This is a genomic window from Kitasatospora viridis (assembly GCF_007829815.1).
In the GTDB taxonomy this organism is placed as follows: Bacteria; Actinomycetota; Actinomycetes; order Streptomycetales; family Streptomycetaceae; genus Kitasatospora; species Kitasatospora viridis.
This window is the reverse complement of the sequence record NZ_VIWT01000001.1, coordinates 373,582-398,895: the sequence shown is the minus strand read 5'-3', so window position 1 is coordinate 398,895 and position 25,314 is coordinate 373,582. Positions and strand designations below refer to the sequence as shown.

The window sequence follows — 25,314 nt, the reverse complement described above, 5'->3', positions numbered from 1 at the left end:
CCCTTACTAGATTCGCTGTCAACAGCTACTCTGCCAATCGCGCCAGTAATCACTGGCACGATCACGCCTCCTCTACGCTCGCCTCGCCCCCCGAAACGAGGACCCGCATGGCAGCCCGTCGTACCCCCACCCCGCGCACCCCCGAACCCGCCCCCCACCTGCGGGTCGTCGTCATCGGATCCGGATTCGGCGGCATCGGCGCCGGAGTGCGCCTGCGCCGCGCCGGGATCACCGACTTCGTGATCCTGGAGCGGGCCGACTCCGTCGGCGGCACCTGGCGCGACAACAGCTACCCCGGCTGCGCCTGCGACGTCCCCTCGCACCTCTACTCCTTCTCCTTCGCGCTCAACCCCGACTGGCCGCGCAGCTTCTCCGGCCAGCAGGACATCCGCGACTACCTGGAGCGGGTCACCGACACCTACGGCCTGCGCCCGCACCTGCGGCTCGGCCACGAGGTCACCGAGGCCCGCTGGGAGGCCGAGCACGCCCGCTGGCGGGTCAGCACCAGCCGGGGCAGCTGGACCTGCGACGCGCTGGTCTCCGCCACCGGCCCGCTCTCCGACCCGCAGATCCCGGCCGTCCCCGGCCTCGCCGACTTCCCCGGCCAGGTCTTCCACTCCTCCCAGTGGGACCACGACCTCGACCTGACCGGCAAGCGGGTCGCCGTGATCGGCACCGGCGCCTCGGCGATCCAGATCGTCCCGTCCATCCAGCCCAAGGTCGCCGAGCTGACGGTCTTCCAGCGCACCCCCGCCTGGGTGCTGCCCAAGCTGGACCGGCGGATCACCGAGCTGGAGAAGCGGATCCACCGGGCCGTGCCGGCCACCACCGCACTGCGCCGGGCCGCGCTGTTCGCCGCCCGCGAGCTCCAGGTGGACGCCTTCGTCCGGCGCCCCGGCCTGCTCAGGCTGGTCCAGCGGATGGCCGAGCGGCACCTCGCCCAGCAGGTCGCCGACCCGGCGCTGCGGGCCCGGCTGACCCCCGACTACCGGATCGGCTGCAAGCGGATCCTGCTCAGTCAGAGCTACTACCCGGCGCTCGCCGCCCCCAACGCCGAGGTGGTCGCCAGCGGCCTGCGCGAGGTGCGCGGCTCCACCCTGGTGGCCGAGGACGGCACCGAGACCGAGGCCGACGCGATCGTCTTCGGCACCGGCTTCCACGTCACCGACACGCCGATCGCCGGCCGGGTCTTCGGCGACCGGGGCCAGAGCCTGGCCGAGGAGTGGAAGCCCGAGGGCATGGAGGCGCTGCGCGGCACCACGGTGCGCGGCTTCCCCAACCTGTTCCTGGTGATCGGCCCCAACACCGGCCTCGGCAACAGCTCGATGATCCTGATGATCGAGTCCTCGCTGACCTACCTGGTGGAGGCGCTGACCACCCTCCAGTCGGTCGGCGCCACCGCGCTGCAGCCCACCGAGCGGGCCCAGCGGCACTGGAACCAGCGGCTCCAGCACAAGATGTCCCGCACCGTCTGGACCACCGGCGGCTGCCGCAGCTGGTACCTCACCGAGAGCGGCAAGAACACCACCCTGTGGCCCGGCTCCACCGGCTCCTACCGCCGCGCCACCAAGCGCATCGACCTGACGGAGTACGAGCTGATCAAGCGTCAGCCCGCCCCCGCCGCCACGAAGCAGGAGGCCACCGCGTGAGCCACTACGAGCTGCCGCAGCCCGCCGAGCGCCGCCGGATCCGCTCGGCCGACGGCCACTGGATCAACGTCGAGGCCTACGGCCCCGAGGACGCCCCGCCGGTGCTGCTCGCGCACGGCTGGACCTGTTCCACCCGGTTCTGGGCCCCGGTGATCCACCGGCTGGCCGCCGACCACCGGCTGATCGCCTACGACCAGCGCGGCCACGGCCGCAGCGACATCCCGCCCACCCCGCGCGGCTACTCCACCACCGCCCTGGCCGACGACCTGGAGGCGGTGCTCACCGCCGCCGTCCCCGCCGGGCGGCGGGCCGTGCTGGTCGGTCACAGCATGGGCGGAATGACCATCATGGCGGCCGGCGACCGCCCCGCCGTCGCCGAGCGCACCGCCGCCGCGCTGCTCTGCAGCACCGGCCCGGCCCACCTGGTGGAGCGGCTGCGGGTGCTGCCCGCCGCCGTGCCGGCCGGCCCGCGCCGCTTCCTGCACCGCCGGATCCTGCTCTCCCGGCTCCCGATGGGCCCGATCACCCGGGTCAGCAAGGCGGTGCTCAAGCAGGCCGTGATGGGCTCGGCCAGCACCCCCGAGCAGGTGCGGGCCACCGCCGAGACCGTCTTCGCCTGCCCCACCGCCGTCCGCGCGCGCTGGGCCCGGGTGCTCGGCGAACTGGACGTCCGGGACGGCCTGGAGCGGCTCGCCGCGCCCACCGCCGTGCTGGTCGGCGAGCAGGACAAACTGACCCCGCCCCCGCACGCCGATGCCATGATCGCCGCACTGCCCAACCCCGACGGCCTGCTCCGGCTCCCCGGCACCGGCCACATGTCCCCCGCCGAGCGCCCCGCCGAGGTGGCCGCCGAGATCCGCCGCCTGGTGACCCGTCACCTGGCCACCGAGAGGACCGATGCCGCATGACCGCCAACCCGCCGCTGCACCAGCAGGTCGTCGTGATCACCGGGGCCGCCCGGGGGCTGGGCGCGCTGATGGCCCGCAAGCTCGCCGACCGGGGCGCCAAGGTGGCGCTGGTCGGCCTGGAGCCCGAGGAGCTGAAGGCCGCCGCCGCGCTCTGCGGGCCGGGCGCCAGCCACTGGGAGGCCGACGTCACCGACCTGGACGGCATGACCGAGGTGGCCCGCCGGATCACCGAGCAGTACGGCCGGATCGACACCGTGGTGGCGAATGCGGGCATCGCGATCGGCGGCCCGCTGCTGGACAGCGACCCGGCCGTCTGGAACCGGGTGGTCGAGGTCAACCTGCTGGGCAGCGCGACCACCGCCCGGGCCTTCCTGCCCGCGCTGGAGCAGTCGCGCGGCTACTACCTGCAGATCGCCTCGCTGGCCGCGATCACCCCGGCCCCGCTGATGAGCGCCTACTGCGCCAGCAAGGCGGGCGTGGAGGCCTTCGCGCACGCGCTGCGCGCCGAGGTCGCCTACCGGGGCGTCAAGGTCGGTGTCGGCTACCTGAGCTGGACCGACACCGACATGGTGCGCGGCGCCGACCAGGACGACGTGATGCGCGAGATGCGCTCCAAGCTGCCCTGGCCCGCCAACCGGACCTACCCGATCGGCCCGGCCGTGGACCGGCTGGTCGCGGGCCTGGCCCGGCGCTCCGCGCACGTCTACGCGCAGGCCTGGCTGCGCGGCATGCAGCCGGTGCGCTGGATGCTGCCCACGCTGGTGGCGGCGGTCGGCTCGCGCGAGGTGGCCCGGATGGCGCCCAAGCTGGCGGCCACCGCGCTGGAGCGGCTGCGCCCGGTCGGCGCGGGCGGTGCGGCGGACGAGGCCGCGCGGCGCGGGCACCGGCCGTGACCCGGGCGGGGGCGCCCGGGCCGGACGGTAGGATCTGGCCCGTGCGCCCCCGCCGGGCACAGCTCTCCTGATCGAAAGGCCCGCCCCGCCGATGGCCCCCCGCCTCTCCGTCGTCGTCCCGGTCTACAACGTCGAGCGCTACCTCAAGGAGTGCCTCGACTCCATCGCGGCGCAGACCCTCGACGACTTCGAGTGCGTCATGGTGGACGACGGCTCCACCGACTCCAGCGCCGAGATCGCCGAGGCCTACGCGGCCCGCGACCCGCGGTTCCGGCTGGTCCGCCAGGAGAACAAGGGCCTGGGCGCGGCCCGCAACACCGGCTGGCGCCACCTCGCCGAGGGCACCGAGTACCTGGCCTTCGTGGACAGCGACGACACCCTGCCCGCGCACGCCTACCAGCTGATGGTCGAGACGCTCGACGAGACCGGCTCGGACTTCTGCACCGGCAACGTGCTGCGGTTCCGCTCGATCGGCTACTACCAGTCCGGCGCCCACCTGAAGCCGTTCCGCGAGACCCGGCTGAAGACCCACGTGACCGAGCTGCCCGCGCTGGTCACCGACCGCACCGCCTGGAACAAGGTCTACCGCCGCAGCTTCTTCGACGGCGCCGGCGTGCTCTACCCGGAGGGCATCCTCTACGAGGACGCGCCGGTCAGCGTGCCGCACCACTACCTGGCGGACCGGGTGGACGTGCTCGGCGAGCACATCTACCACTGGCGCGAGCGCGAGGTCGGCGAGGTCTCGATCACCCAGGGGCACACCAACCCCAGGGGCCTGGTGGACCGGGTCCGCTCGATGGAGCTGGTCCGCGAGTGGCTCTCGGCCCGCCCCGAGCCGGAGTTCCGCGGCTACCTGGACTCCTACGACCACAACTGCCTGGTCGAGGAGATCCCGATGTTCTTCTGGTGGCTGCCGGAGGGCGACCGCGCCTACCGGCAGCTCTACCAGGAGCACGTCAGCCGGCTGCTCCGGGCGATCGGGGTGGCGCGGATCGAGGGCCTGCGCAGCGCGCCGGCCAAGCTCAAGTACCAGCTGACCCTGGACGACCGGATCGAGCGGCTGGTTGCGCTCCAGCGGGTGCACCGGCTCTACCGCAAGGCCCGCAAGGCGGCCGCCCGGCAGTCCGGTCCGAAGCCGATGCCGGTCGCGCCGACCCGGCAGCTCTGACACCGTTTCATGTGATGAACCGTTAGGCCCCGCCGGGCCGGGGCCGGTAGGTTCGGCGCATGACAACTGCCCTCATCACCGGCGCCACCGCCGGGCTCGGCGCCGCCTTCGCCCGCCGGCTCGCGAAGGACGGCCACGACCTGGTCCTGGTCGCCCGGGACACCAAGCGGCTCGACGAGGCCGCCGCCGCGCTGCGCGAGCGGCACGGGGTGGCCGTCGAGGTGCTGCCCGCCGACCTGGCCACCGAGGACGGGATCGGCGCGGTCGAGGCCCGGCTGCGGGACGGCGGGCGGCCGGTCGGGATCCTGGTCAACAACGCCGGCTTCGGCAACCGCGGCGCCTACCTGGAGGTGCCGCTCCAGGCCGAGCTGGACATGCTCAAGGTGCACGTCGAGGCGGTGCTGCGGCTGACCGGCGCCGCCGTGCCGGGGATGCGCGAGCGGGGCTTCGGCGGCGTGGTGAACGTCGCCTCGGTGGCCGCCTTCGTGCCGCGCGGCACGTACGGGGCGAGCAAGGCGTGGGTGGTCAGCTTCACCCAGGGCGTGCTGCGCGACCTGGGCGGCAGCGGGGTGCGGCTGATGGCGCTCTGCCCGGGCTTCGTGCACACCGAGTTCCACCAGCGGGCCGGCATGGGCACCGGGAACATCCCCGCCTGGGCCTGGCTGCGGGCGGACCGGGTGGTGGACGAGGCGCTGCGCGACCTGGCCCGCGGGCGGAGCGTCTCGGTGCCGAGCCGGCGCTACAAGCTGGCGGTCGCGCTGGCCCGGCTGCTGCCGGCGGGGCGGCTGGGCAAGGTGTCCAGCAAGGCCGGGCGGGAGTACTGAGAAGGGGAGTACCAGGGCGCTCGACGGGAACAATCTGCGGGCCTCACTCATTATTAGCAGAGCTAACAATGAGCTATCCTCGCCATGTCATCGTCCCCCAGCCTCCGGCCGGGGGACCCCAGCGCCTGGAGGTGCCCGTGCGGGAAGACCGCATCAACTGGACCCCGCCCCCGCGCCGGCCGGGCGAGCCCAAGCCGCCCGCCCAGCTGGGCCGGATCCTGCGGCTCTTCAAGCCCTACCGCGGCCGGCTCGCCGTGGTGGGCCTGCTGGTGGGCGCCTCCGCCGTGGTCTCGGTGGTCACCCCGTTCCTGCTGCGCGCCGTGCTGGACACCGCGATCCCGCACGGCCGCACCGGCCTGCTCAGCCTGCTGGTGCTCGGCATGATCGGCGCCGCCGTGGTGAACAGCGTCTTCAACGTGCTGCAGACGCTGATCTCCACCACGGTCGGCCAGCGGGTCATGCACGACCTGCGCACCGCCGTCTACGCCCACCTGCAGCGGATGTCGCTGGCCTTCTTCACCCGCACCCGCACCGGCGAGGTGCAGTCCCGGATCGCCAACGACATCGGCGGCATGCAGGCCACCGTGACCTCCACCGCCACCTCGCTGGTGTCCAACCTGACCGCGGTGGTCGCCACCGTGGTCGCCATGGTCGCGCTGGACTGGCGGCTCACCGTGGTCTCGCTGCTGCTGCTCCCGCTCTTCGTCTGGATCAGCCGCCGGGTCGGCCGGGAGCGCAAGCAGATCACCTCGGAGCGGCAGAAGCAGCTGGCCGTGATGTCCTCCGCGGTGCAGGAGTCGCTCTCGGTCAGCGGCATCCTGCTCGGCCGCACCATGGGCCGCTCCGACTCGCTGGCCCGGGAGTTCACCGGGCAGTCCGACCAGCTGGCCGACCTGGAGGTGCGCTCCAGCATGGCCGGGCGGTGGCGGATGAACACGATCGGCATCGTGATGTCCGCGATGCCCGCGGTGATCTACTGGGCGGCCGGCCTGGCCTCCGCGCACGGCGCGCCGCTGGTCTCGATCGGCACCCTGGTCGCCTTCGTCTCGCTGCAGCAGCAGCTGTTCCGGCCGGCCGTCTCGCTGCTCTCCACCGGGGTGGACGTGCAGACCTCGATGGCGCTCTTCCAGCGGATCTTCGAGTACCTGGACCTGCCGGTGGAGATCCAGGAGCCGGCCGAGCCGGTCACCCTGGAGCGGGTGCGCGGCGAGGTGCGGTTCGAGGCGGTGGACTTCGGCTACGAAGCGGAGGAGCCGGCCGGCACCCTGGCCGGCATCGAACTGACCGTGCCGGCCGGCGGTTCGCTGGCCCTGGTCGGCGAGACCGGCTCCGGGAAGACCTCGCTGAGCTACCTGGTGCCCCGGCTCTACGACGTGACCGGCGGCCGGGTCACCCTGGACGGCGTGGACGTGCGCGACCTCTCCTTCGCCACGCTGTCCGCCGCGGTCGGCGTGGTCTCCCAGGAGACCTACCTGTTCCACGCCTCGGTCGCCGACAACCTGCGGTTCGCCAAGCCGGACGCGACCGACGCGGAGCTGGTCGCCGCCGCCCGGGCGGCCCAGATCCACGACCACATCGCCGGTCTGCCGGAGGGCTACGACACCCTGGTCGGCGAGCGCGGCTACCGGTTCTCCGGCGGCGAGAAGCAGCGGCTGGCGATCGCCCGCACGATCCTGCGCAACCCGCCGGTGCTGATCCTGGACGAGGCCACCAGCGCGCTGGACAACCAGACCGAGCGCGCCGTGCAGCAGGCGATCGACGAGCTGGCGGTCGGCCGGACCACCGTGACGATCGCGCACCGGCTCTCCACCGTCCGGCAGGCCGACCAGATCGCCGTGCTCGACCACGGGCGGGTGGCCGAGCTGGGCACCCACGAGGAGCTGCTGGAGCTCGGCGGCCGGTACGCGGCGCTGCTGCGCCGGGAGGGGCAGCAGCCGGTGGCGGAGGAGGAGCTGGTCGCTCAAGCGGCCTTGGGCACCTCGTTGTAGACCTGGGCCAGCTCCTGGCCGGAGAGCTCGTGGATGGCCGCCATCACCTCGTCGGTGACCTGGCGGCGCACCCGCGCGTTGCGTGCCTGGCCGTGCAGGTGCGAGAAGTCCAGCGGCTCGCCGAACTTCACGGTGACCTTGCGGATCCGCGGGCGGCGGGTGCCGACCGGCTGGATCTCGTCGGTGCCGGCCAGGGCCACCGGGACCACCGGCACGCCGGCCGTCAGGGCCAGCCACGCCACGCCGGTCTTGCCCCGGTAGAGCCGCTTGTCCAGCGAGCGGGTGCCCTCCGGGTAGATGCCGAAGGCCTTGCCGCTGTTCAGCACCTCCAGCGCGGAGTCCAGCGCGGCCTGCGCCAGGTGCACCTCGCCGCGGCGCACCGGGACCGCCTCGATCGCGTCGAAGAAGCCGCGCATCACCCGGCCCTTGAGGCCCGTGCCCTGCCAGTACTCGACCTTGGCCAGGAAGCTGATCGGCCGCGGCGCGGTCAGCGGGATCACCACGCTGTCGATGAACGAGAGGTGGTTGCTGGCCAGGATCACCCCGCCCTTGCGGGGCACGTTCTCCAGGCCCTCGATGCTCGGCCGGTAGACCGCCTTGGAGAGCGGCTTGAGCAGCAGCTTGGTGATGAGCTTGATCATCTGTCCCTCCGGGGTGCCGGTCGGATCGGCGTTACCGGCCGGTCACTTGGTCGAAGCGTCCTTCATATCATCCGCGCCCGGTGGGAGGGGAAGACCGTCCGAGCGGTGGGTCGACCCGGCTGCCGGGGGTGGTGACGGGCGCTCAGCACCGGTGCGGAACGCCCCGTCAGCGCCCGCGCAGCAGGCGGCCGGCCCGGCGCAGCTCGTCGTACCCGCGCCGGCTGCCCTTGGCGGCGAGCCGGTACTGAACGCCCGTCACCCCGCCCGGGAAGCGGTAGTCGGCCGGGCGGTGGGCCGCGAAGTGGGCGGTGATCCGGCGGAAGAACTCGCCGCGCAGCTCGGTCGGGACCAGGCCGGCGGAGTCGTAGACCGTCAGCGCCTGCTTGACGGTCCGTTCGAAGGCCAGGGTGCGCAGGTCGGCCAGCTCGGGCCGGCGGTCCAGGAAGGCGAAGATCGCGTCGTACTGGGCGAAGGCGTCGGCGTGCTTGGGCGAGGCGGTGGCGGTGATCGCGCCGGAGCGGCCGCGCCGGTAGTTGTAGCAGGCGGTGTCCAGGTAGCGGAGCCGGCCGGCGGCCATCAGCGCGGGGTAGGTGACCGAGATGTCCTCGTAGTAGCCGCGCCCGAAGGAGACCTCCAGGCCCGTCAGGTAGGCCCGGCGGAAGACCTTGTTCCAGACCGACAGCACGGTGCGCAGCAGGGCCGGGTGGGCCCGCAGGGTGCTGCCGGTGGCGGACTCCAGCGGGGAGCCGGCCAGCAGGTGGCGCCAGGGGTTGGGCTCGGTGCTGTCGTCCGGGTAGACGTGGTTGAAGCCGGTGATCAGCACGTCCAGCGGCACCGAGGCGGCCCGCTCGGCGCGCAGTTCGGCGAGCACGGCGGCGAGCGCGCCGTCCGGCAGCCAGTCGTCGCTGTCCACGAACCAGACGAACTCGCCGGTCAGGTGCGGCAGTGCGGCCGTCCGGGCGCCGCCGAGGCCCTGGTTCTCGGTGAGGTGGAGCACCCGCAGCCGGTCGTCCCGGGAGGCGTACTCGTCCAGGATCGCCCCGCACTTGTCGGGGGAGAGGTCGTCGACCGCGACGATCTCGACCTCGCCCTCGCCGGTGGCCGGGTCGAGGACGGAGTCCAGGCAGCGGGGGAGGAACTTCTCGACGCCGTGGACGGGGATGACGATGCTGAGCAGGGGTGGCACGGTCTTCCTGTTCTCCACGGGGCTGCGCTGTGACCCGGCCACTCTAGTCCCGGAAGGGGTGTGCCCCCGGAACCCGGTGCGGGCCCGGAAACGGCGACCGCCGGTGCCACGACCCGGGGGGCGGGTGGCACCGGCAGTCGGTTGTGGCGGCTCGGCCGACCCTCAACGGCCTGCCGCCGATCCTCCACCGCCTGGAGCCGGGCCGCCGCAGCGTCGAGGCGGCCGGACAGTTGGATCCAGGAAGTGGTGGAAGCACTCACATAATGTGTTCATCTATCGAACGCGGTCGAACGGTGAGCCTGGCCCGTGGCCGTTCCTCGCGCGTCGGTTCAGATACTGCTTGGATGTAACGCCCGCGTCAATCCCCCGTTTGCGTTCAGTTTCTGAATAATGAGGCCGGGGTGTGGTCGGGCCTGCCGTTGGGGATGCATCAGGGGGCGCACGCGGCGCGGACGAGGGGAGGACGGCGGTCGGCGGGGGATGCCACTTGTTGACGAACCGTCAGCACAAACCCCGGTCCGTGCATCGATGCGCAGTCGTGACCGAGCCAGGGGGACCTGATGCCACGTGAGTTGTCATCACACGATACGGTGGCAGAACACCAGGACGGTTGCGTGAGGACCGTCTCTCACGGATAGTCTTCGCCTCACGGCCCTGGCGCCTCGTAGGGGTGGGAATACTCATGGAACACATGCAAGTTCGGCCCAGGCCCCGCGTGCCCGCGATCCAGTGCGGTGCCGGAGCGACCGGCCGGCGGATCGACCGGCACCTCTCGGTGCTCGGTGCGCCCGCGCTCTCCTCGGTCGACACCGCGGAGGCACTCGGCTTGATAAGGGAACTGACGCCCCGTGGCGTGAGCACCCAGGCGGCGCCGCGTCGCAGCACCACCCGGATCCGACTGCTCGCCCCGCTCCGGCGGCTCAAGCGCAGCCTGTTCGGCAGCCGGGGCTGACCGCGGTCCGCTGACCCGATGGAGCGACTGCCCCATCGGGTCATCGTCATGCGCCGACGCGTGAGACGGTGGTTGTCCCCGGGCACCGCCGCGGCGGAGGATGGCGGCATGGCCACCACCTCCACCTTCCAGAGCCGGGTGCTCGACATCACCACCGGCGACCGCGAGGTCGCCCTGGACGTCACCGACCGCTGCGCCGCGTTCCTCGACGAGGTGGCCGCCGGACGGGACGGCCTGCTCAACGTCTTCGTCCCGCACGCCACCGCCGGCGTCGCCGTGCTGGAGACCGGCGCCGGCAGCGACGACGACCTGCTCGCCGTGCTGCGCGACCTGCTCCCCGCCGACGACCGCTGGCGGCACCGCCACGGCAGCCCCGGCCACGGCCGCGACCACGTGGTCCCCGGCCTGGTCGCCCCGCACGCCACCCTCCCGGTGATCGCCGGCCGACTCGCCCTGGGCACCTGGCAGTCGGTGGTGCTGATCGACACCAACGGCGACAACCCGCGCCGCAACCTGCGCCTCTCCTTCCTCGGCTGACCGCCGTGGACCCCGCCCCGTACTGCCCCGCCCCGGACGAGGACCCGCTGCGCGCCCTCACCCCCGCCACCGACGACGGCCCCCGGGCCCCCTGCACCCACTGCACCGCCCCCACCGAGTACCCGGCGGACGCCCCCGGCGCCCCGCTCTGCCCCGTCTGCGCCTGGCAGCAGGCCCAGCGGGGCGCGTGCTCGGGCTGACGCCCGGTCAGCCCGCCTCGGGGGTGGTGGGGCGCAGCGTGGAGCCGTGGCGGGTCTTGTGGACCAGGAGTTGGGCGGGGATGCGCTGGCGCAGGTCGGGGACGTGGCTGACGATGCCGACGGCGCGGTCGCGTTCGCGCAGGCCGTCGAGGACGTCCATCACCTCTTCGAGGGCCTGCTCGTCCAGGGTGCCGAAGCCCTCGTCGATGAAGAGGGTGTCCAGCGGCATGCCGCCGGCCTCGTCGGTGACCACGTCGGCCAGGCCCAGGGCGAGGGCCAGGGAGGCGAAGAAGCTCTCGCCGCCGGAGAGGGTGGCGGTGTCCCGCTCGGTGCCGGTCCAGGAGTCGACGACCAGCAGGGAGAGGCCGGAGCGCCGCCCGCCCGGGCCGCGCTCGTCGCTGTGCACCAGGGTGTAGCGGCCGCCGGACATCCGCAGCAGCCGGGCGCTGGCCGCCGCCGCGACCTGCTCCAGGCGGGCCGCCAGCACGTAGGACTCCAGGCGCATCTTCAGCCGGTTGTCGCCGCTGGTGCCGCCGGTCAGCTGGGCCAGCCGGCTGATCTCGCCGAACGCGGCCAGCCGGGGCGCCGCCTCGCGGGCCAGCGCGGCCAGCCCCGCGCCCAGCGAGCGCAGCGCGGCGACCCGTTCGCGGGCGGTGTGCTCGGCCGCGCTCGCGGCGCGCAGCGCGTCGGTGGCGGCGGCCAGCGCGGACCGGGCGGCCGACGGGTCGGCGGGCGGCGCGGCGGCGGCCGCCACCAGGTCCGGGCGGGCCAGGGTCTGTTCGACGGCCCGGTGCTCGGCCGCGCGCTGCTCCAGCCGTCGGCGCAGCTCGGCCAGTTCCTCGGGCGGCAGGGCCGCGGCGACCGCTTGCTCGGGCGCGGCGAAGCCGGCCGCGGTGGCGGTGCGGGCCAGCTCCGCGGCGGCCTCGCGCTGGTGCGCGGCGGCCTGCTCGGCGGTGCGGGCGGCCTGCGCGGTGGCGGCGAGCGCGTCGGCCAGGGCCGCCAGCGCGGTGGCGCGGGCGGCCACTGACGGGGCGTCACCCTTGGCCTCGGCGATCCGTCCGGCCAGCTCGGCGCGCTCGGCGGCCAGCCGCTCCAGCGCGGCGGAGCACGAGGCGATCCGCTCGCGGGCCTCGTGGAGCTGGTCGGTGTGCTGCCGGAGCCGGCGCTCGTCCTGCTCGCGCTGCTGGAGCAGGACGGTCAGCTGCTCGCCCGCGTGCAGGGCGGCGCGGTGCTGCCCGACCAGCTCGGCGAGGTGCGCGGCGAGCTCGGCGACCGGCTGCTCGCCGGCGCTCGCGGTCGCGGCGGCCTCCTGGACGCGCAGCTCGGTGAGGGCCTGCTCGGCGCGGGTGTGCAGCGATTCGGCGAGCAGCTGCGCGGTGGCTGCGCTCCGCTCGTCGTCGGCGCTGACCGGGTCGGCGGCGGAGGCGGCCGGGGCCGGGTGCTCGGCGGCGCCGCAGACCAGGCAGGGCTCGCCGGGGGCGAGTCCGGCGGCCAGCTCGGCGGCCATCCCGTCCAGCCGGCGGGCGCGCAGGTCGAGGGTGTGCTCGCGGGCGTCCAACGCGTCCTGGCGCAGCCGCGACAGGTCCTGCTCGAAGAGGCCGATCCGCTCCCGCACCGCGTCCCGCCGCTGCCCGGCCCGGTGCTGCTGCTCGGCCTCGGCGCGCTGCGCGGTGAGCTGTTCGGCGCGCAGCGCGGCGGCGCGCAGCCGCTCCTCGTCCTGCCGGTGCTCGGCGTCGGCGGCCTGGTGCTCGGCCAGCCAGCGGTCGGCCTCGTCGGCGATCTCCTCGGCCTGGCGGCGCTCGGCGGCCTCGCGGCGCTCCTCGGCGGCCAGGGCGGTGGCCCGGCGCTCGTCGGCGGCCGCGGCCTCCAGCCGGCCGAGGGCGGCGCGGACGGCGGCCTCGTCCGCGTCGGGAGCGGGCAGCGGGGTGCGGGCGGTCAACCGGGCGAGCCGGGCCCGGGCGGCCTGCTCGGCCTCGTCGGCGGCCTGCCGGGCGGCGGCGGCCTGGGCGTGCTGGCGGTGCGCGGAGGCGACGGTCAGCGAGGCCTGGGCGAGGGTGAGGCGCTCGTGCTCGGCGGCCTCGCGGGGCTGCTCGGCGGTCAGCCGGGCGCAGCGCTCGGCGGCCGCGGCGTGCTCGGCCTGACGGTGGGCCAGCTCCTGGGCCTCAGTCAGGGCCTGCTGGGCGGCGGCGTGCCGCTGCTCGGCGGCGGCGAGGGCGGCCGCGCGGACGGTGCCGGCCTCGGCCGCGTCGGCGCGCAGCACGGCGGCCCAGCCGAGCGCCTGCTCGGGGGCGGCGTCGGCGGGCCAGCCGGCGCCGGCGGCCTGCTCGGTGCGGCTGATCAGCTCGCGCAGGCGGTGCTGGTCGGCCTGGACGGCGGCCTCCTGCTCGCGGCGGCGCTCGCCCAGCCAGCCCTCCAGCAACCGGAAGCGCTCGGTGTCGAAGAGCTTGCCGAGCAGTTCGGCGCGCTGGCCGGCGTCGGCGCGCAGGAAGCGGGCGAAGTCGCCCTGGGGGAGCAGCACCACCTGGCAGAACTGGTCGCGGCTCATGCCGACCAGGCGGAGCAGTTCCTCGCCGGTCTCCTGGTGCGAGCGGCTGGCGGCGCGCCAGCCGGGGGCGCCGTCGCCGGCGTCGGCGGACCACTCGCGCAGCAGGGTCTGCGGCTTCTCCGTGGTGAAGCCGGCGCCGCGCTTCTTGGGGCGGGGCTGCTCGGGGAGCCGGGTGATCTCCAGCCGGCGGCCGCCGAGGGTGACCTCCAGGCGGACCTCGGTGAGCACGGCCGGGTCGGCGTGGTCGCTGCGCATCCGGTTGGCCCGCCGGGTGCCGGGCAGTTCGCCGTAGAGGGCGTAGCAGACCGCGTCGAGCAGGCTGCTCTTGCCCGCGCCGGTGGCGCCGCGCAGCAGGAAGAGTCCGCCCGCCGAGAGGGCGTCGAAGTCGACCTCCTCGCGTGCGGCGAACGGTCCGAAGGCGGTGACGGTGAGCCGGTGCAGCCTCATCGCGGCAGCTCCGCCCGGGTCTGCTGGTCGGTGCGCACGTGGTCGAGGCCCTCGCGGAGCAGGGCGCGCTCGCGGGTGCCGAGGCCGGTGGCCGGGCGGACGTGGCGCACGAAGCCCTCGGCCACCTCCAGGTCGTCGCGGCCGCGGACCCGGGAGGCGTAGGAGAGCGGCGCGTCCTCGGGCTGCTCGGCGGGGTCGAAGAGCAGCTGCAGGGTGTGCGGGAAGCGGCGGCGCAGCCGCTCCATCGGCTCGCCGGGCCGGGCCGGGTCGGTCAGGGTGGCCTGCACCCAGGAGTCCTCGTGCTCGGCGTACTCCTCGCCGGCCAGCAGTTCGGCGAGGGTGCCGCGCAGGCAGGCGAGCGGCCGGGGCACCGGGCAGTCGATCCGCTCGGCCGTGACCGAGCCGTCGCCCGCCAGGTCGACCAGCCACATGGTCTTGCGCTGGCGCGCCTCGGAGAACGAGTAGGCCAGCGGCGATCCGCTGTACCGCAGGTGCGGGGCCAGGGTCTGCGCGCCGTGCAGGTGGCCGAGCGCCGCGTAGTGGATCCCGTCGAAGAGCTCGGCCGGCACGCTCGCCACCCCGCCGACCGCGATGTCCCGCTCGCTGTCGCTGGCCGCGCCGCCGGTGACGAAGGCGTGCGCGAGCACCACGGACCGGGTGCCGGCCGGCCGCGCCGCCAGGTCGGCCCGGACCTGCTCCATGGCCGCGCCGAGCACCGCCGCGTGCCCGCCGCGGTCCAGCCCGAACCGCTCGCGCACCAGCACCGGCTCCAGGTAGGGCAGCCCGTAGACGGCGACCTCGCCGTGCCCGTCGGCCAGCAGCACCGGGGCGGCCACCGAGCCCGGGTCGGTGCGCAGGTGGATGCCGGCCCGGCGGATCAGTCCGGCGCCGACGCCGAGCCGGCGGGCCGAGTCGTGGTTGCCGCTGATGAACACGGTGGGCACGGCCAGGTCGGCCAGCCGGTGCAGCACGTCGTCGAAGAGCGCGACCGCCTCCAGCCCGGGCAGTGCCCGGTCGTAGACGTCCCCCGCGACCAGGACCGCGTCCACCCGCTCGGTCTCGACCACCGAGACCAGGTGGTCGAGGAAGGTCCGCTGCGCCTCGTGCAGGCTCTCCCGGTGGAAGGAACGTCCCAGGTGCCAGTCGGAGGTGTGCAGCAGTCGCATGCCCCCGACCCTAGCGGGCGGCGCGGACAGGCCCGTGCCCGTTGTGTGCCCGATGTGTGCCCCGTGCGGGCGCGAGGGCTGTTCATCGACCGCCTGTTCGGGGAAGATCAACAGGTCGGACCCCGCATGCCACTCCGAAGGCCCGGGGCTGGACGCGCAGCCGGTCGGCCGACCGGCCCGGAGCCGGAGAGGGGCCCATGCAGCGGATCGAGTACAGCGCCGAGATCGCCGAGCTGCTCGGCCGCATCCGGCGCCGCCCGGCCGCCGGGTGGCCGTGGCGGCCGGCCGAGGAGGTGCCGCCCTGGCTGCCGGTGAAGCAGTCCTGGGGCTGGCTGTTCGCGCCGGACGGCCGGGTGCTGACCCTGGTCAACCCCAAGGACGGGGTGGTCAGCCTGCCGGGCGGCTCGCTGGAGGCGGAGGACGGCGGCGACCCGGGCGCCGCGCTGGCCCGGGAGGCCGGCGAGGAGGCGCAGGCCGTGATCGGCCCGGCGCACTACCTGGGCTACCTCTACGACCGGATCGGTTCGGCGAACAACGGCAACGAGTGCGCCCGGGTGCGGATGGCCGCGGCGCTGCGCTCGGTGGGCCCGAGCCGGCCCGACCCGGCGTCCGGCCGGCACTACCGCCGGCTGCTGGTCGCGCCCGGGCTGGCGGTCGAGCTGCTCGGCTGGGGCACGCCCGGCCTGCGCCAGGCGCGCGCGGCGGTGCGGGTGGCGGTCGAGCGCCTGGGCGTGCCGGCGGCGGCCAACGAGGTCATCGAGGAGCTCCCGATGGGCGGCTGCGTGGTCTTCCCGGAGGGGTGAGGCCGTCGCGCGGTCCGGGCCCGGGGCGGCCCCGCGGTCGGTTAGGGTCGGTGCGACCGGTGTCGTGCGCGAAGCACCCGAGGGGGAGTCAGATGTCCGGTCCGCGCCGCGGGTTGATCCACCACGTCGAGCTGTGGGTCGACGACCTGGTGCTCGCCGAGCAGCAGTGGGCGCCGGTGCTGCTGGCGCTGGGCTGCGCGCCGTTCCAGCACTGGGACGCGGGCCGCAGCTGGCGGCTGGGGGAGAGTTACCTGGTGGTGGAGCAGTCGCCGGCGCTGCGCCCCGGCGGGCACGACCGGATGCGCGCGGGGCTCAACCACCTCGCGGTGCACGGCTCGCGCGCGGCGGTGAGCGCCGCCCTGGCGGCCGGCTGGACGCTGCGGGTGGACGCCGGTGAGAGCGTACATCTGGTGGACCGTCAGGGATTTGAGCTTGAGGTCGTTTGTGACGATTAGTTGTCGACCGACGTCCCAGGCGACGACTTTTCGACATCGGGGCCAACTCTGCGGCCCGTCGCGAGAATTCGCGTCAACAACTTTGGCATGGGCACTTCCCGAGTCCGGGGACCACTGGTACCACTGAGTAACCCCCACACTCTCCCCAACTCATGGAGGCGCAAATGCGTCCTGTCCGGGTTGTCTCAGGTGCGTTCACGGCGGCCGTCGTCGCCGCGTCCGCGCTCGTCCTGGCCGCCCCCGCCAATGCGGCCGGCATCAACTACGTCGCACTGGGTGACTCCTACTCAGCCGGCGTGGGAGCCGGCAACTACGACAGCAGCTCCGGCAGTTGCAGCCGCAGCTACAACGCCTACCCGGAGCTCTGGGCCCAGGCGAACAGCCCGTCCAGCTTCTCCTTCGAGGCCTGCTCCGGGGCCAAGACCGGTGACGTGCTCAGCGGCCAGTTGTCGGTGCTGAACTCGGCCACCAGCCTGGTCAGCATCACCATCGGCGGCAACGACGCCGGCTTCAGCAACACCATGGAGACCTGCGTGCTGGACGGCACCAGCTCCTGCCTGAGCGCCGTCTCCACCGCCGAGAGCTACGCCCAGAACACCCTGCCCGGCAGCCTGAACACGCTGTTCACGGCGATCCACAACAAGGCCCCGCACGCCCAGGTCGTGGTGCTGGGCTACCCGCACCTCTACCAGGTGCCGGGCAGCTGCCTGTTCGGGATCAGCGACACCTCCCGCACCGCGATCAACGGCGCGGCGGACACCCTGGACGGCGTGCTCGACAAGGCTGCGGCCAACGCCGGCTTCAGCTACGCGGACGTGCGCGACCAGTTCTCCGGCCACGAGATCTGCGGTGACTCCGACCAGTGGCTGAACAGCACCACCTGGCCGATCGACGAGAGCTACCACCCGAACGCCTCGGGCCAGGCCAACGGCTTCTACCCGGTGTTCTCGCAGTACGCCTGATCCCGCCTCACCTGATCCGGCCGCAGCGCCGGAGCGGGAACAGGAGCGGCGCGGCCGTGCGGATGGGTCAAGCACCCGCACGGCCGCGCCGTCCCCCGGTCATGCCATCCGGCGCGGGGCCGGACGTCCGGTCCTGCTGTCAGCAGGGGCCGTTGTCGGTCCAGACGCCGGCCTGGCCGCCCGGAACGTCGTTCTGGGTCCACCACTTGGCGGTCCAGGTGTGGCCGTTGTAGGAGACCGACTGGCCGCCGGTGTAGGCGGTGCCGGAGTTCCACGGCGCCGCGGTGCAGGTGCCGGCCGAGGGCGAGGCGCTGGTCGGCGGCGCGGTGGTGGGCGGCGCGGTGGTCGGCGGGTTGCTGGTCGGCGGGGCGCTGGTGGGCGGGGTGGTGGGCGGGGTGGCGCCGGCGAACTTCACGGTGTACTTGGTGAAGTCCCAGTCGTTCTGGGTGACTCCGGAGCAGGAGCCGGACAGGCCCGGGTCGACCACCGGGGTGCACTGGCGGTCGCGGTTGACGGACCAGAAGGTGTAGCGGGCCAGGCCGTGGGCGGTGGCGAAGTCCAGCACCGTCTGGAAGTCGGCCTGGGTGAAGTACTCGGCCGCGTCGGAGCGGCCGTTCATCATGGAGACGCCCTCGTGGGCGTAGGCGGTGGCGGCGTTCCAGCCGAAGGTGTTCTGCAGGATGGTGTTGAACTGGGTGAGCGCCGCGACCTGGGAGGCGCCGCCGGCGAAGCCGCCGTCGAACGGCATGATGGAGAAGTTGTTGGGCGTGAAGCCCTGGGACTTGGCCTCGTTGAGCATCTGCTGGCCGAACCAGCCGGTGCCGGCCGTGGTGCCGGCGGTGGTGATGGAGACGTACAGGCCGGGGTTGTTCGCCTGGAGGATCTTGGCGGCGCCGATCTCGTTGTGGATGGCGGCGGTGTTCTCGTACTCGGGCTCTTCGAGGTCGAAGTCGACGGCGTGCAGGCCGTACTTGGTGACGGCCTTCTGGTAGGCGGCGGCGGTGGCCTCGGGGGTGCCGCAGGTCTGGCCGAGCTTGGTGCCGCCGTAGCCGCCGAAGGAGACGGACACGTCGCCGCCCTTGGCGCGGATCTGCGAGATCACGGTCGGCATGGTGGTGTCGGTGTCGATCGAGGAGGTGCCGCCCCAGGCCGGGGAGCAGTTCCCGCCGTCCAGGATGAACGCCAGCTGGAAGGCCTTCTGGCCGGTGGCGTCCATCACGGCGCCCGCGTCCGGCGGGGAGTTGTCCTCCGGCATCAGGTAGGGCGCGGAGGCGTACCAGTTGCTGCTCAGCGCACCGCCGGTGGCGGTGGTGGAGGCCTGCGCGGCGGCGCCGGTGGCGAAGCTCGCCACGGTGCCGGCCACCAGGCCGAGCGCGGCCACCGCACCGATCAGCGGCGCCCGGCGGCGTGCGCCGCCGGACGGCTCGGGCGTGGGGGTGGGGCGGAGCTGGGCGCGTTCCATGGGGGGAACCTCTCCGGTGACGGAAGCTGTGGGGGCGTGCGGGTGGTGCGCGGGGTGCCGTGGGGAGCACCGCGTGCCCTACAAAATGGACTAGACCATCGATCAGGTCAAGGGCCGGCCCGCGCTCTTAAGCCTGCGTTGAGGTGGCCGGGCCGGAGCGGTGCGGGTGAGTTCACCCGAGGTAGAGGGCCTCGACGTCGGCCGCGTAGTACTCCGCGATGGCCTGCCGGCGCAGCTTCAGGGAGGGCGTGAGCAGGCCCTGCTCGACGGTGAACTCGCTGGGCAGCAGGCGGAAGGCGCGGATCGACTCGGCCCGCGAGACGGCGGTGTTGGCGGCCGCGACGGCGCGCTGCACCTCGGCGTGCAGGTCGGGGTCGTCCAGTGCGGCCCAGACGTCGGTGGGCGGCCGGCGCGTCGTCAGCTGCCAGTGCGTCAGGGCCCGCGGGTCCAGGGTGATCAGCGCCGCGATGTACGGCCGGTTGTCGCCGACCACCAGGCACTGGGAGACCAGCGGGTGGGCCCGGACCCGCTCCTCCAGCGCGGCCGGCGCCAGGTTCTTGCCGCTGCTGGTGATGATCAGTTCCTTCTTGCGGCCGGTGACGCTCAGGTAGCCGTCCTCGTCCAGGCCGCCGAGGTCGCCGGTGGCCAGCCAGCCGTCGCGCAGCGACTCGGCGGTGCAGCGCGGGTGGTTGAGGTAGCCGGCGAAGACGCCGGGGCCCTGCACCCAGATCTCGCCGTCCGCCCCGATCGCCACCCGGGCGCCCGGCACCGGTCGGCCGACGGTGCCGAACTTGGGGGCCGCCACCGGGTTCGCGGTGATCGCGGCGGTGGTCTCGGTCAGCCCGTAGCCCTCGTAGACGGTCATGCCGGCGCCGGAGAAGAAGAGGCCGAGCTCGCGGCTGAGCGCGGAGCCGCCGCACATCACGTGGCGCAGCCGGCCGCCGAACGCCGCCCGGATCCGCTGGTAGACCAGCTTCTCGTAGGCGAGGTGACGCATCCGCAGGCGCGGGCCCGGGCCCGGCCCGTGCCCCAGGGAGCGGCGCTCGGTGGCGGTGGCCCAGCTGATCGCGGTCTCGGCGGCCTGGGCGAAGAGCTCGCCCCGGCCCTCGGTCTCGGCGGCCATGCGGGCCGAGTCGTAGAGCCGCTCGAAGACGTAGGGCACGGCGTGCATCGAGGTCGGGCGGTAGGAGGTGAGGGCCGGCAGCAGCGCGTCGGCCCGCAGTTCGCTCACGTGGCCGAGCCGGATCCCGCCGCGCACCGCGGCCACCTGCACCATCCGCCCGTAGACGTGCGCGAGCGGCAGGAAGAGCAGTGCGGCGGCCTGCTCGCCGCCGGGCGGGGTGAAGGCGCGCTCCCAGCCGGCCAGCACGTTGTCCGACTCGGCCGCGAAGTTGCCGTGGGTGAGCAGGCAGCCCTTGGGGCGTCCGGTGGTGCCGGAGGTGTAGATGACGGTGGCCACCGTCTCGGGGGTGACGGCGTGGCGTTGACGGTGCACCAGGCTCTCGGGCACCTGGGCGCCGGCGGTGGTGAGGTTGTGCACGCAGCCCTGGTCGAGCTGCCAGATCCCGGTCAGCTCGGGCAGGGCGTCGCAGACCGCGCCGATCGTCATGGCGTGGTCCTCGTGCTCCACCACGCAGGCCACCGCGCCGGTCTCGGCGAGGATCCAGCGCACCTGCTCGGCGGCGGCGGTGGGGTAGACCGGTACGGGGATGGCGCCGATGGACCAGAGCGCGTAGTCGAACAGGGTCCACTCGTACCTGGTCCTGGACATCACCGCGACCCGGTCGCCGAACCGCAGGCCGTGCGCCAGCAGGCCCTTGGCCAGCCCCAGCACCTCGTCCCGGAAGCGGGCCGCGCTGACCGGCCGCCACTGCTGGGAGCCCTCCGTGCGGCGGGAGAACAGTTCGAGGGCGGGGGTGAGTTCGGCGGTGTCGTAGACGGTGTCGGCGAGGCCGCCGGTGGCGGGCCCGGCCAGCGCCGGGGTGCTCTGCTCCCGCACGGTCCTCGGCCTCCCGCCGGGCAGCCGGGTGCGGCCGGTGGTTCGCCCGCCGAGCCACCGTGACCCTGCCCGGGGCCCGGGAGCGACGTTAGTGGATCGCCCGGTGCGCTGCCCAGCGGGTCGCGAATTCCCCATCGAACGGGCACGGTTGACGCAACTGCGTGCCATGGGCCATGCGCATGCCAACAACTGTTCAAGAACGATCCGTACGAGATGACCATACGTAAGGAATCGAGTAGTAAGCTCGCGCAGATCCACCGGCCGGGCGCCCCAGCCCGGGCGGCAGAGAGCCCACCTGACCGAGGACTCTATGCGTCTGCGCCGCAGCTCGATCCGCGCGAAGATCATCGCGCTGCTCCTGGTGCCCATCGTGGCGCTGGTCGCCCTGTGGGCCTACGCCACCCTGGTCACCACGAGCGACTTCTGGCAGCAGCTCAACATCGCCTCCACCTACCGCAGCTTCGGCACCCCGGTGGAACAGGTGGCCCGCGACCTCCAGCAGGAGCGCCGCGCCGCGGTGATCCGGCTGGCCCGCCCCGGCGACCCCGGCGTGCAGGACGCCTACCAGAAGGCCCAGCAGACCACCGACCAGGACGTGCTCGCACTGCGGCAGCGGGCCAACGGCTCCGACACGCACCGGCTCAACAACAACGAGCGGGCCCGGCTCCAGGACGTCCTCAACGTGACCGGCCAACTCCCCGCCCTGCGCGCCCAGGTCGGCCAGGACTCGCTCTCCTGGGAGTACGCGCTCACCCGCTACAGCGACCTGGTCAAGCCCTCCTTCGACTTCCGCGCCGCCTTCGTCACCCAGCAGAGCGGCCAGATCCCGCGCCAGGGCACCGTGCTGATCGAGCTCTCCCGGGCCCGCGAGTACCTCTCCCAGGAGGACGCGGCGATGGAGGGCATGCTCCGGACCGACACCCCGGGCCCGCTGGAGTACCAGGCCGTGCTCGACCCGATGCACAGTCAGCAGGCGCTCTTCACCATCTACCTGGGCGAGCTGGACGAGCCCGACCGCAGCGACTACCTGAGCCTGAGCAACGGTCCGGACTGGGAGAACCTGGACCTGATCGAGCGTGAGTTCCAGAGCGCCAACACCCCGGGCGACGTGTCGAGCACCATCGCCGAGACGCGCTGGGCCGCCACCGCCGCCACCGTGCTCGGCGACCAGGCGGGGGAGAACGACAAGCTGCTCGGCGAACTCGGCGACCGCGCCACCTCCTACGCGATGGGCCTGCTCTGGCGCGGCCTGATCGCCGGTGCGATCGGGCTGCTGGCGATCGTCGCGACCGTGCTGATCTCGCTGCGGATCGGCCGCGGGCTGGTCCGCGAGCTGATCGGCCTGCGCAACGCGGCCAACGAGCTGGCCGGCACCCGGCTGCCCTCGGTGATGCGGCGGCTGCGCGACGGCCAGCCGGTGGACATCGCCACCGAGGCACCCGAACTGCACTTCGGCGACGCCGAGATCGGCCAGGTCGGCCAGGCCTTCAACGCGGTGCAGCGCACCGCCGTGCAGGCCGCCGTCGAGCAGGCCGAACTGCGCCGCGGCGTCTCCGCCGTCTTCGTCAACCTGGCCCGGCGCTCCCAGGTGCTGCTGCACCGTCAGCTGACCCTGCTGGACACCATGGAGCGCCGCACCGAGGACCCGGGCGAGCTGGAGGACCTGTTCAAGCTCGACCACCTCACCACCCGCATGCGCCGCCACGCCGAGGGCCTGATCATCCTCTCCGGCGGTTCGCCCGGCCGGGCCTGGCGCAAGCCGGTGCGGATGGTCGACGTGGTCCGGGCCGCGGTCGGCGAGGTGGAGGACTACGCCCGGGTGATCGTCCGGCCGTTCCCCGGCACCGGCCTGCTCGGCAGCGCGGTCGCCGACCTGACCCACCTGATCGCCGAACTGGTCGAGAACGCCGCGGTGTTCTCCCCGCCGCAGACCCAGGTCACGGTGCAGGGCGAGGTGGTCGCGCACGGCTTCGCGCTGGAGATCGACGACCGGGGCCTGGGGCTGGGCGAGCAGGCGCTGGCCGAGATCAACGAACGGCTGGAGGTCGAGCAGCCCTTCGACCTGGCCGACACCGACCGGCTCGGCCTCTTCGTGGTCAGCCGGCTGGCCCGGCGGCACGGCATCAAGGTGAGCCTGCGGGCCTCGCCGTACGGCGGCACCACCGCCGTGGTGCTGGTGCCCCGCGAGCTGCTGGCCGAGGTGCCGGGGCCGGTGCCGGCGGTCACGCCGGCGCCCGAGCCGCCCAAGGAGCGCGAGCTGGTGGCGGTGGCCGGCGGTGCGCCCGCCGGCGGTCCGCGCCGGGCCCGGCCGCGCGGCCACCAGCGGCCGGTCACCGGGCCGCAGCCGGTCGGCGCCGAGCCGGCCCGCACCCCCGGCGGGCTGCCCCGGCGGCGTCCGGGCGGGCCCGCGCTGGTGCCCGCGCCGAGCGGCACCGGACGGCACCGGCGGGCCGACGGCGGCGCGGACGGGCAGCCGGACTCGCCGGTTCCCGCCGTTTCGCCGGCTCCCGTCGTGTCGCAGCCTCCCGCAGTCGAGCCGGTCGCCGAGCGGCCGGCCGGCGGGCTCCTGCCCCGCCGGGTCAAGCAGGCCAACCTGGCCCCGCAGTTGAAGGGCGAGCGGGCCGAGCGGGACAGCCCCGAGCCGGTCCCCGAGCGCTCCCCCGAGGAGGCCCGGGCCACCTTCAGCTCCTTCCAGCGCGGCTTCAGCCGAGGCCGCGCGGAACCCCAACGCCCGGCCCCGCGGCCGCCGGCGCCGGTCGTGCGGACCGCGCCGGTCCCGCCGCCGGGCAGCAGTCGGCGGGCACTCAGCCCGCCCCCCGTACCGCCGGCCCTGCCGGCCTCCCCTCAACCGGCACCACCTGCGGAAGGACCCGATCGATGACCGCGACGACGCACCAGGGCGGCGACCTCAACTGGCTTCTGGACGACCTGGTGGGGCGGGTGGCCGCGCTGCGGCACGCGGTGATCCTCTCCGGCGACGGCCTGGCCACCGCCGCCTCCCGGGGCCTGGGCCGGGAGGACGCCGAGCACCTGGCCGCCGTGGCCGCCGGCTTCCACAGCCTGGCCAAGGGCGCGGGCCGGCACTTCGACGTGGGCGGGGTCCGGCAGACCATGGTCGAGCTGGAGGAGGCCTTCCTCTTCATCACCGCCGCCGGCGACGGCAGCTGCCTGGCCGTGCTCAGCGACGCCGAGGCCGACATCGGCCAGATCGCCTACGAGATGGCGCTGCTGGTCAAGCGGGTCGGGGAGCACCTGGCCGCCGAGCCCCGGCACCCGGCCGGATGACCGGGGCGACGGAACTGCCGGGCCCGCCCGCGGAGTCGGACCAGTGGTTCGACGACGAGGCGGGCCCGGTGGTGCGGCTGTTCTCGATGACCCGGGGGCGCACCAGACCCGCCGGCGACGAGTTCTTCGACCTGATCTCCATGGTCTCGGCCCGCGCCCCGCAGGAGGTCGACCCGGTCGAGCCGGCCCCGCCGCTCGACCCGGAGCACCACGCCCTGCTCGACCTGTGCGCGGACGCCCCGCTCTCGGTTGCCGAGCTGGGCTCCTTCACCGATCTGCCGGTCAGCGTCGTGCGGGTGCTGCTCGGCGACCTGCACGACGCCGCACTGATCGACGTCACCCGTCCCGTCGCGCCCGCCGAACTGCCGGACGAGCGCCTGCTGCGAGATGTGATCAATGGCCTTCGCGCACTCTGACCGGCCGTCGGCCGGCCTGCCCGGCGCGCCCTCGGTGGCGCTGAAGATCCTGGTGGCCGGTGGTTTCGGGGTCGGCAAGACCACGCTGGTCGGGGCGGTCAGCGAGATCCGGCCGCTGCGCACCGAGGAGCGGCTGAGCGAACTCGGCCGGCCGCTGGACGACACCTCGGGGGTGACCGGCAAGCGGACCACCACGGTGGCGATGGACTTCGGCCGGATCGACATCCGGGCGGGCCTGGCGGTCTACCTCTTCGGCACCCCCGGCCAGGACCGGTTCTGGTTCGTCTGGGACGAACTGGCCCGCGGCGCGCTCGGCGCGGTGGTGCTGGCGGACACCCGGCGGCTGGCCGACTGCTTCCCCTCGGTGGACTTCTTCGAGCAGCGCGGCATCCCGTTCCTGGTCGCGGTCAACTGCTTCGAGGGGGCCGAGGTGTTCGCGCCCGAGGACGTGCGGGCCGCGCTCGACCTGGACCCGGCCGTGCCGGTGCTGCTCTGCGACGCACGGCTGCGCGAGGACGGCAAGGAACTGCTGGCCCGGCTGGTGGAACACGCGCTGGAGTCCGCCCGCTGACGGTGCGCCGACCGCTGGTGGTGCGCCGCCCGGCTGACCGTCCGTCGGCAGGCTGATCGCCGACCGGTCTGGAGGCCGCCCCGGGGATCTGCTTCAATGGGCTCATGCAGATTCCCGTGGACAGCAGCCGAGGTCGCCACGACCTTGAGCCGTTCTGGCCGTCCCGGCAGCCGCACCTCTTCGACCAGACCTGTCCGGGTTCGCCTCGCGCGTCCCGGCTCGCTCACCGCTGAGTTCCGAGGTTCACCCACCTCGCT

General features: G+C 74.0%; 22 protein-coding genes. 16 read left to right on the top strand and 6 right to left on the bottom strand.

Going from position 1 to position 25,314, the window contains the following annotated elements:
- The first annotated feature begins 107 nt into the window (after positions 1 to 107).
- The 6 genes from FHX73_RS01815 (at position 108) to FHX73_RS01790 (ending at position 7,430) form a co-directional block, all read left to right on the top strand.
- Positions 108 to 1,649 carry a flavin-containing monooxygenase gene (locus FHX73_RS01815; protein WP_145902928.1) on the top strand — a complete coding sequence of 514 codons (1,542 nt, stop codon included), beginning with the start codon at positions 108 to 110 and terminating at the stop codon, positions 1,647 to 1,649.
- Complete coding sequence (locus FHX73_RS01810) at positions 1,646 to 2,557, top strand: alpha/beta fold hydrolase (RefSeq protein WP_145902927.1); 912 nt, start codon at positions 1,646 to 1,648, stop codon at positions 2,555 to 2,557. The genes FHX73_RS01815 and FHX73_RS01810 overlap by 4 nt, the downstream gene beginning before the upstream one ends.
- Positions 2,554 to 3,450, top strand: a complete 897-nt coding sequence (locus tag FHX73_RS01805) for an SDR family oxidoreductase (protein WP_145902926.1) — start codon at positions 2,554 to 2,556, stop codon at positions 3,448 to 3,450. Before FHX73_RS01810 ends, FHX73_RS01805 begins: the two co-directional genes overlap by 4 nt.
- A gap of 91 nt (positions 3,451 to 3,541) precedes the next feature.
- A complete protein-coding gene (locus FHX73_RS01800) occupies positions 3,542 to 4,618 on the top strand; it encodes a glycosyltransferase family 2 protein (protein ID WP_145902925.1) in 1,077 nt (358 codons plus the stop codon).
- Positions 4,619 to 4,677: 59 nt separating this feature from the next.
- On the top strand, positions 4,678 to 5,442 hold the full coding sequence (locus tag FHX73_RS01795) for an SDR family NAD(P)-dependent oxidoreductase (protein WP_145902924.1): 765 nt from the start codon (positions 4,678 to 4,680) through the stop codon (positions 5,440 to 5,442).
- Between the two features lie 137 nt (positions 5,443 to 5,579).
- On the top strand, positions 5,580 to 7,430 hold the full coding sequence (locus FHX73_RS01790; protein WP_246213301.1) for an ABC transporter ATP-binding protein: 1,851 nt from the start codon (positions 5,580 to 5,582) through the stop codon (positions 7,428 to 7,430).
- Here the strand turns inward: FHX73_RS01790 and FHX73_RS01785 are convergent.
- Together FHX73_RS01785 and FHX73_RS01780 are read right to left on the bottom strand one after the other, a co-directional pair.
- On the bottom strand, positions 7,403 to 8,071 hold the full coding sequence (locus tag FHX73_RS01785) for a lysophospholipid acyltransferase family protein (RefSeq protein WP_145902922.1): 669 nt from the start codon (positions 8,069 to 8,071) through the stop codon (positions 7,403 to 7,405). The two genes, FHX73_RS01790 and FHX73_RS01785, sit on opposite strands and share 28 nt — an antisense overlap.
- 166 nt (positions 8,072 to 8,237) lie before the next feature.
- The gene (locus FHX73_RS01780; RefSeq protein WP_170304805.1) at positions 8,238 to 9,275 is read right to left on the bottom strand and encodes a glycosyltransferase family 2 protein; all 1,038 of its coding nucleotides are present in this window, start codon (positions 9,273 to 9,275) and stop codon (positions 8,238 to 8,240) included.
- A 664-nt stretch (positions 9,276 to 9,939) separates the two neighbouring features.
- On the opposite strand from FHX73_RS01780, the gene FHX73_RS01775 reads away from it, so the two are divergent.
- From FHX73_RS01775 to FHX73_RS01765, 3 genes are all read left to right on the top strand, one after another.
- Positions 9,940 to 10,209 carry a hypothetical protein gene (locus tag FHX73_RS01775; protein WP_145902920.1) on the top strand — a complete coding sequence of 90 codons (270 nt, stop codon included), beginning with the start codon at positions 9,940 to 9,942 and terminating at the stop codon, positions 10,207 to 10,209.
- Positions 10,210 to 10,317: 108 nt separating this feature from the next.
- A complete protein-coding gene (locus FHX73_RS01770; RefSeq protein WP_145902919.1) occupies positions 10,318 to 10,746 on the top strand; it encodes a secondary thiamine-phosphate synthase enzyme YjbQ in 429 nt (142 codons plus the stop codon).
- Positions 10,747 to 10,751: 5 nt separating this feature from the next.
- Complete coding sequence (locus FHX73_RS01765) at positions 10,752 to 10,946, top strand: hypothetical protein (RefSeq protein ID WP_145902918.1); 195 nt, start codon at positions 10,752 to 10,754, stop codon at positions 10,944 to 10,946.
- A gap of 7 nt (positions 10,947 to 10,953) precedes the next feature.
- Here the strand turns inward: FHX73_RS01765 and FHX73_RS01760 are convergent, their stop codons facing one another.
- Both FHX73_RS01760 and FHX73_RS01755 read right to left on the bottom strand, forming a co-directional pair.
- The gene (locus FHX73_RS01760) at positions 10,954 to 13,938 is read right to left on the bottom strand and encodes an AAA family ATPase (RefSeq protein ID WP_145902917.1); all 2,985 of its coding nucleotides are present in this window, start codon (positions 13,936 to 13,938) and stop codon (positions 10,954 to 10,956) included.
- Complete coding sequence (locus FHX73_RS01755; protein WP_145902916.1) at positions 13,935 to 15,104, bottom strand: exonuclease SbcCD subunit D; 1,170 nt, start codon at positions 15,102 to 15,104, stop codon at positions 13,935 to 13,937. Before FHX73_RS01755 ends, FHX73_RS01760 begins: the two co-directional genes overlap by 4 nt.
- A gap of 197 nt (positions 15,105 to 15,301) precedes the next feature.
- On the opposite strand from FHX73_RS01755, the gene FHX73_RS01750 reads away from it, so the two are divergent.
- The 3 genes from FHX73_RS01750 (at position 15,302) to FHX73_RS01740 (ending at position 17,324) form a co-directional block, all read left to right on the top strand.
- A complete protein-coding gene (locus FHX73_RS01750; RefSeq protein ID WP_211786109.1) occupies positions 15,302 to 15,907 on the top strand; it encodes an NUDIX hydrolase in 606 nt (201 codons plus the stop codon).
- A 92-nt stretch (positions 15,908 to 15,999) separates the two neighbouring features.
- Positions 16,000 to 16,362: a VOC family protein gene (locus FHX73_RS01745; protein WP_145902915.1), complete on the top strand. Its 363-nt coding sequence runs from the start codon at positions 16,000 to 16,002 to the stop codon at positions 16,360 to 16,362.
- Positions 16,363 to 16,526: 164 nt separating this feature from the next.
- Positions 16,527 to 17,324 (top strand): SGNH/GDSL hydrolase family protein, encoded by a 798-nt coding sequence (locus FHX73_RS01740; protein ID WP_145902914.1) that lies wholly within the window; start codon positions 16,527 to 16,529, stop codon positions 17,322 to 17,324.
- A 139-nt stretch (positions 17,325 to 17,463) separates the two neighbouring features.
- Here the strand turns inward: FHX73_RS01740 and FHX73_RS01735 are convergent, their stop codons facing one another.
- Entirely contained in the window at positions 17,464 to 18,786 is a 1,323-nt protein-coding gene (locus tag FHX73_RS01735; protein ID WP_145902913.1) for a chitinase, read from the bottom strand.
- A gap of 172 nt (positions 18,787 to 18,958) precedes the next feature.
- The gene (locus FHX73_RS01730; protein ID WP_246213300.1) at positions 18,959 to 20,785 is read right to left on the bottom strand and encodes an AMP-dependent synthetase/ligase; all 1,827 of its coding nucleotides are present in this window, start codon (positions 20,783 to 20,785) and stop codon (positions 18,959 to 18,961) included.
- Positions 20,786 to 21,095: 310 nt separating this feature from the next.
- Here FHX73_RS01730 and FHX73_RS01725 point away from each other — a divergent pair, with 310 nt between their 5' ends.
- The 4 genes from FHX73_RS01725 to FHX73_RS01710 are packed head-to-tail and all read left to right on the top strand — an operon-like array spanning position 21,096 to position 25,057.
- Complete coding sequence (locus FHX73_RS01725; RefSeq protein WP_145902911.1) at positions 21,096 to 23,666, top strand: sensor histidine kinase; 2,571 nt, start codon at positions 21,096 to 21,098, stop codon at positions 23,664 to 23,666.
- Positions 23,663 to 24,070 (top strand): roadblock/LC7 domain-containing protein, encoded by a 408-nt coding sequence (locus FHX73_RS01720; RefSeq protein ID WP_145902910.1) that lies wholly within the window; start codon positions 23,663 to 23,665, stop codon positions 24,068 to 24,070. Before FHX73_RS01725 ends, FHX73_RS01720 begins: the two co-directional genes overlap by 4 nt.
- Positions 24,067 to 24,486 (top strand): DUF742 domain-containing protein, encoded by a 420-nt coding sequence (locus FHX73_RS01715; protein WP_145902909.1) that lies wholly within the window; start codon positions 24,067 to 24,069, stop codon positions 24,484 to 24,486. The genes FHX73_RS01720 and FHX73_RS01715 overlap by 4 nt, the downstream gene beginning before the upstream one ends.
- Complete coding sequence (locus tag FHX73_RS01710; protein ID WP_145902908.1) at positions 24,467 to 25,057, top strand: GTP-binding protein; 591 nt, start codon at positions 24,467 to 24,469, stop codon at positions 25,055 to 25,057. Before FHX73_RS01715 ends, FHX73_RS01710 begins: the two co-directional genes overlap by 20 nt.
- Positions 25,058 to 25,314 lie beyond the last annotated feature (257 nt).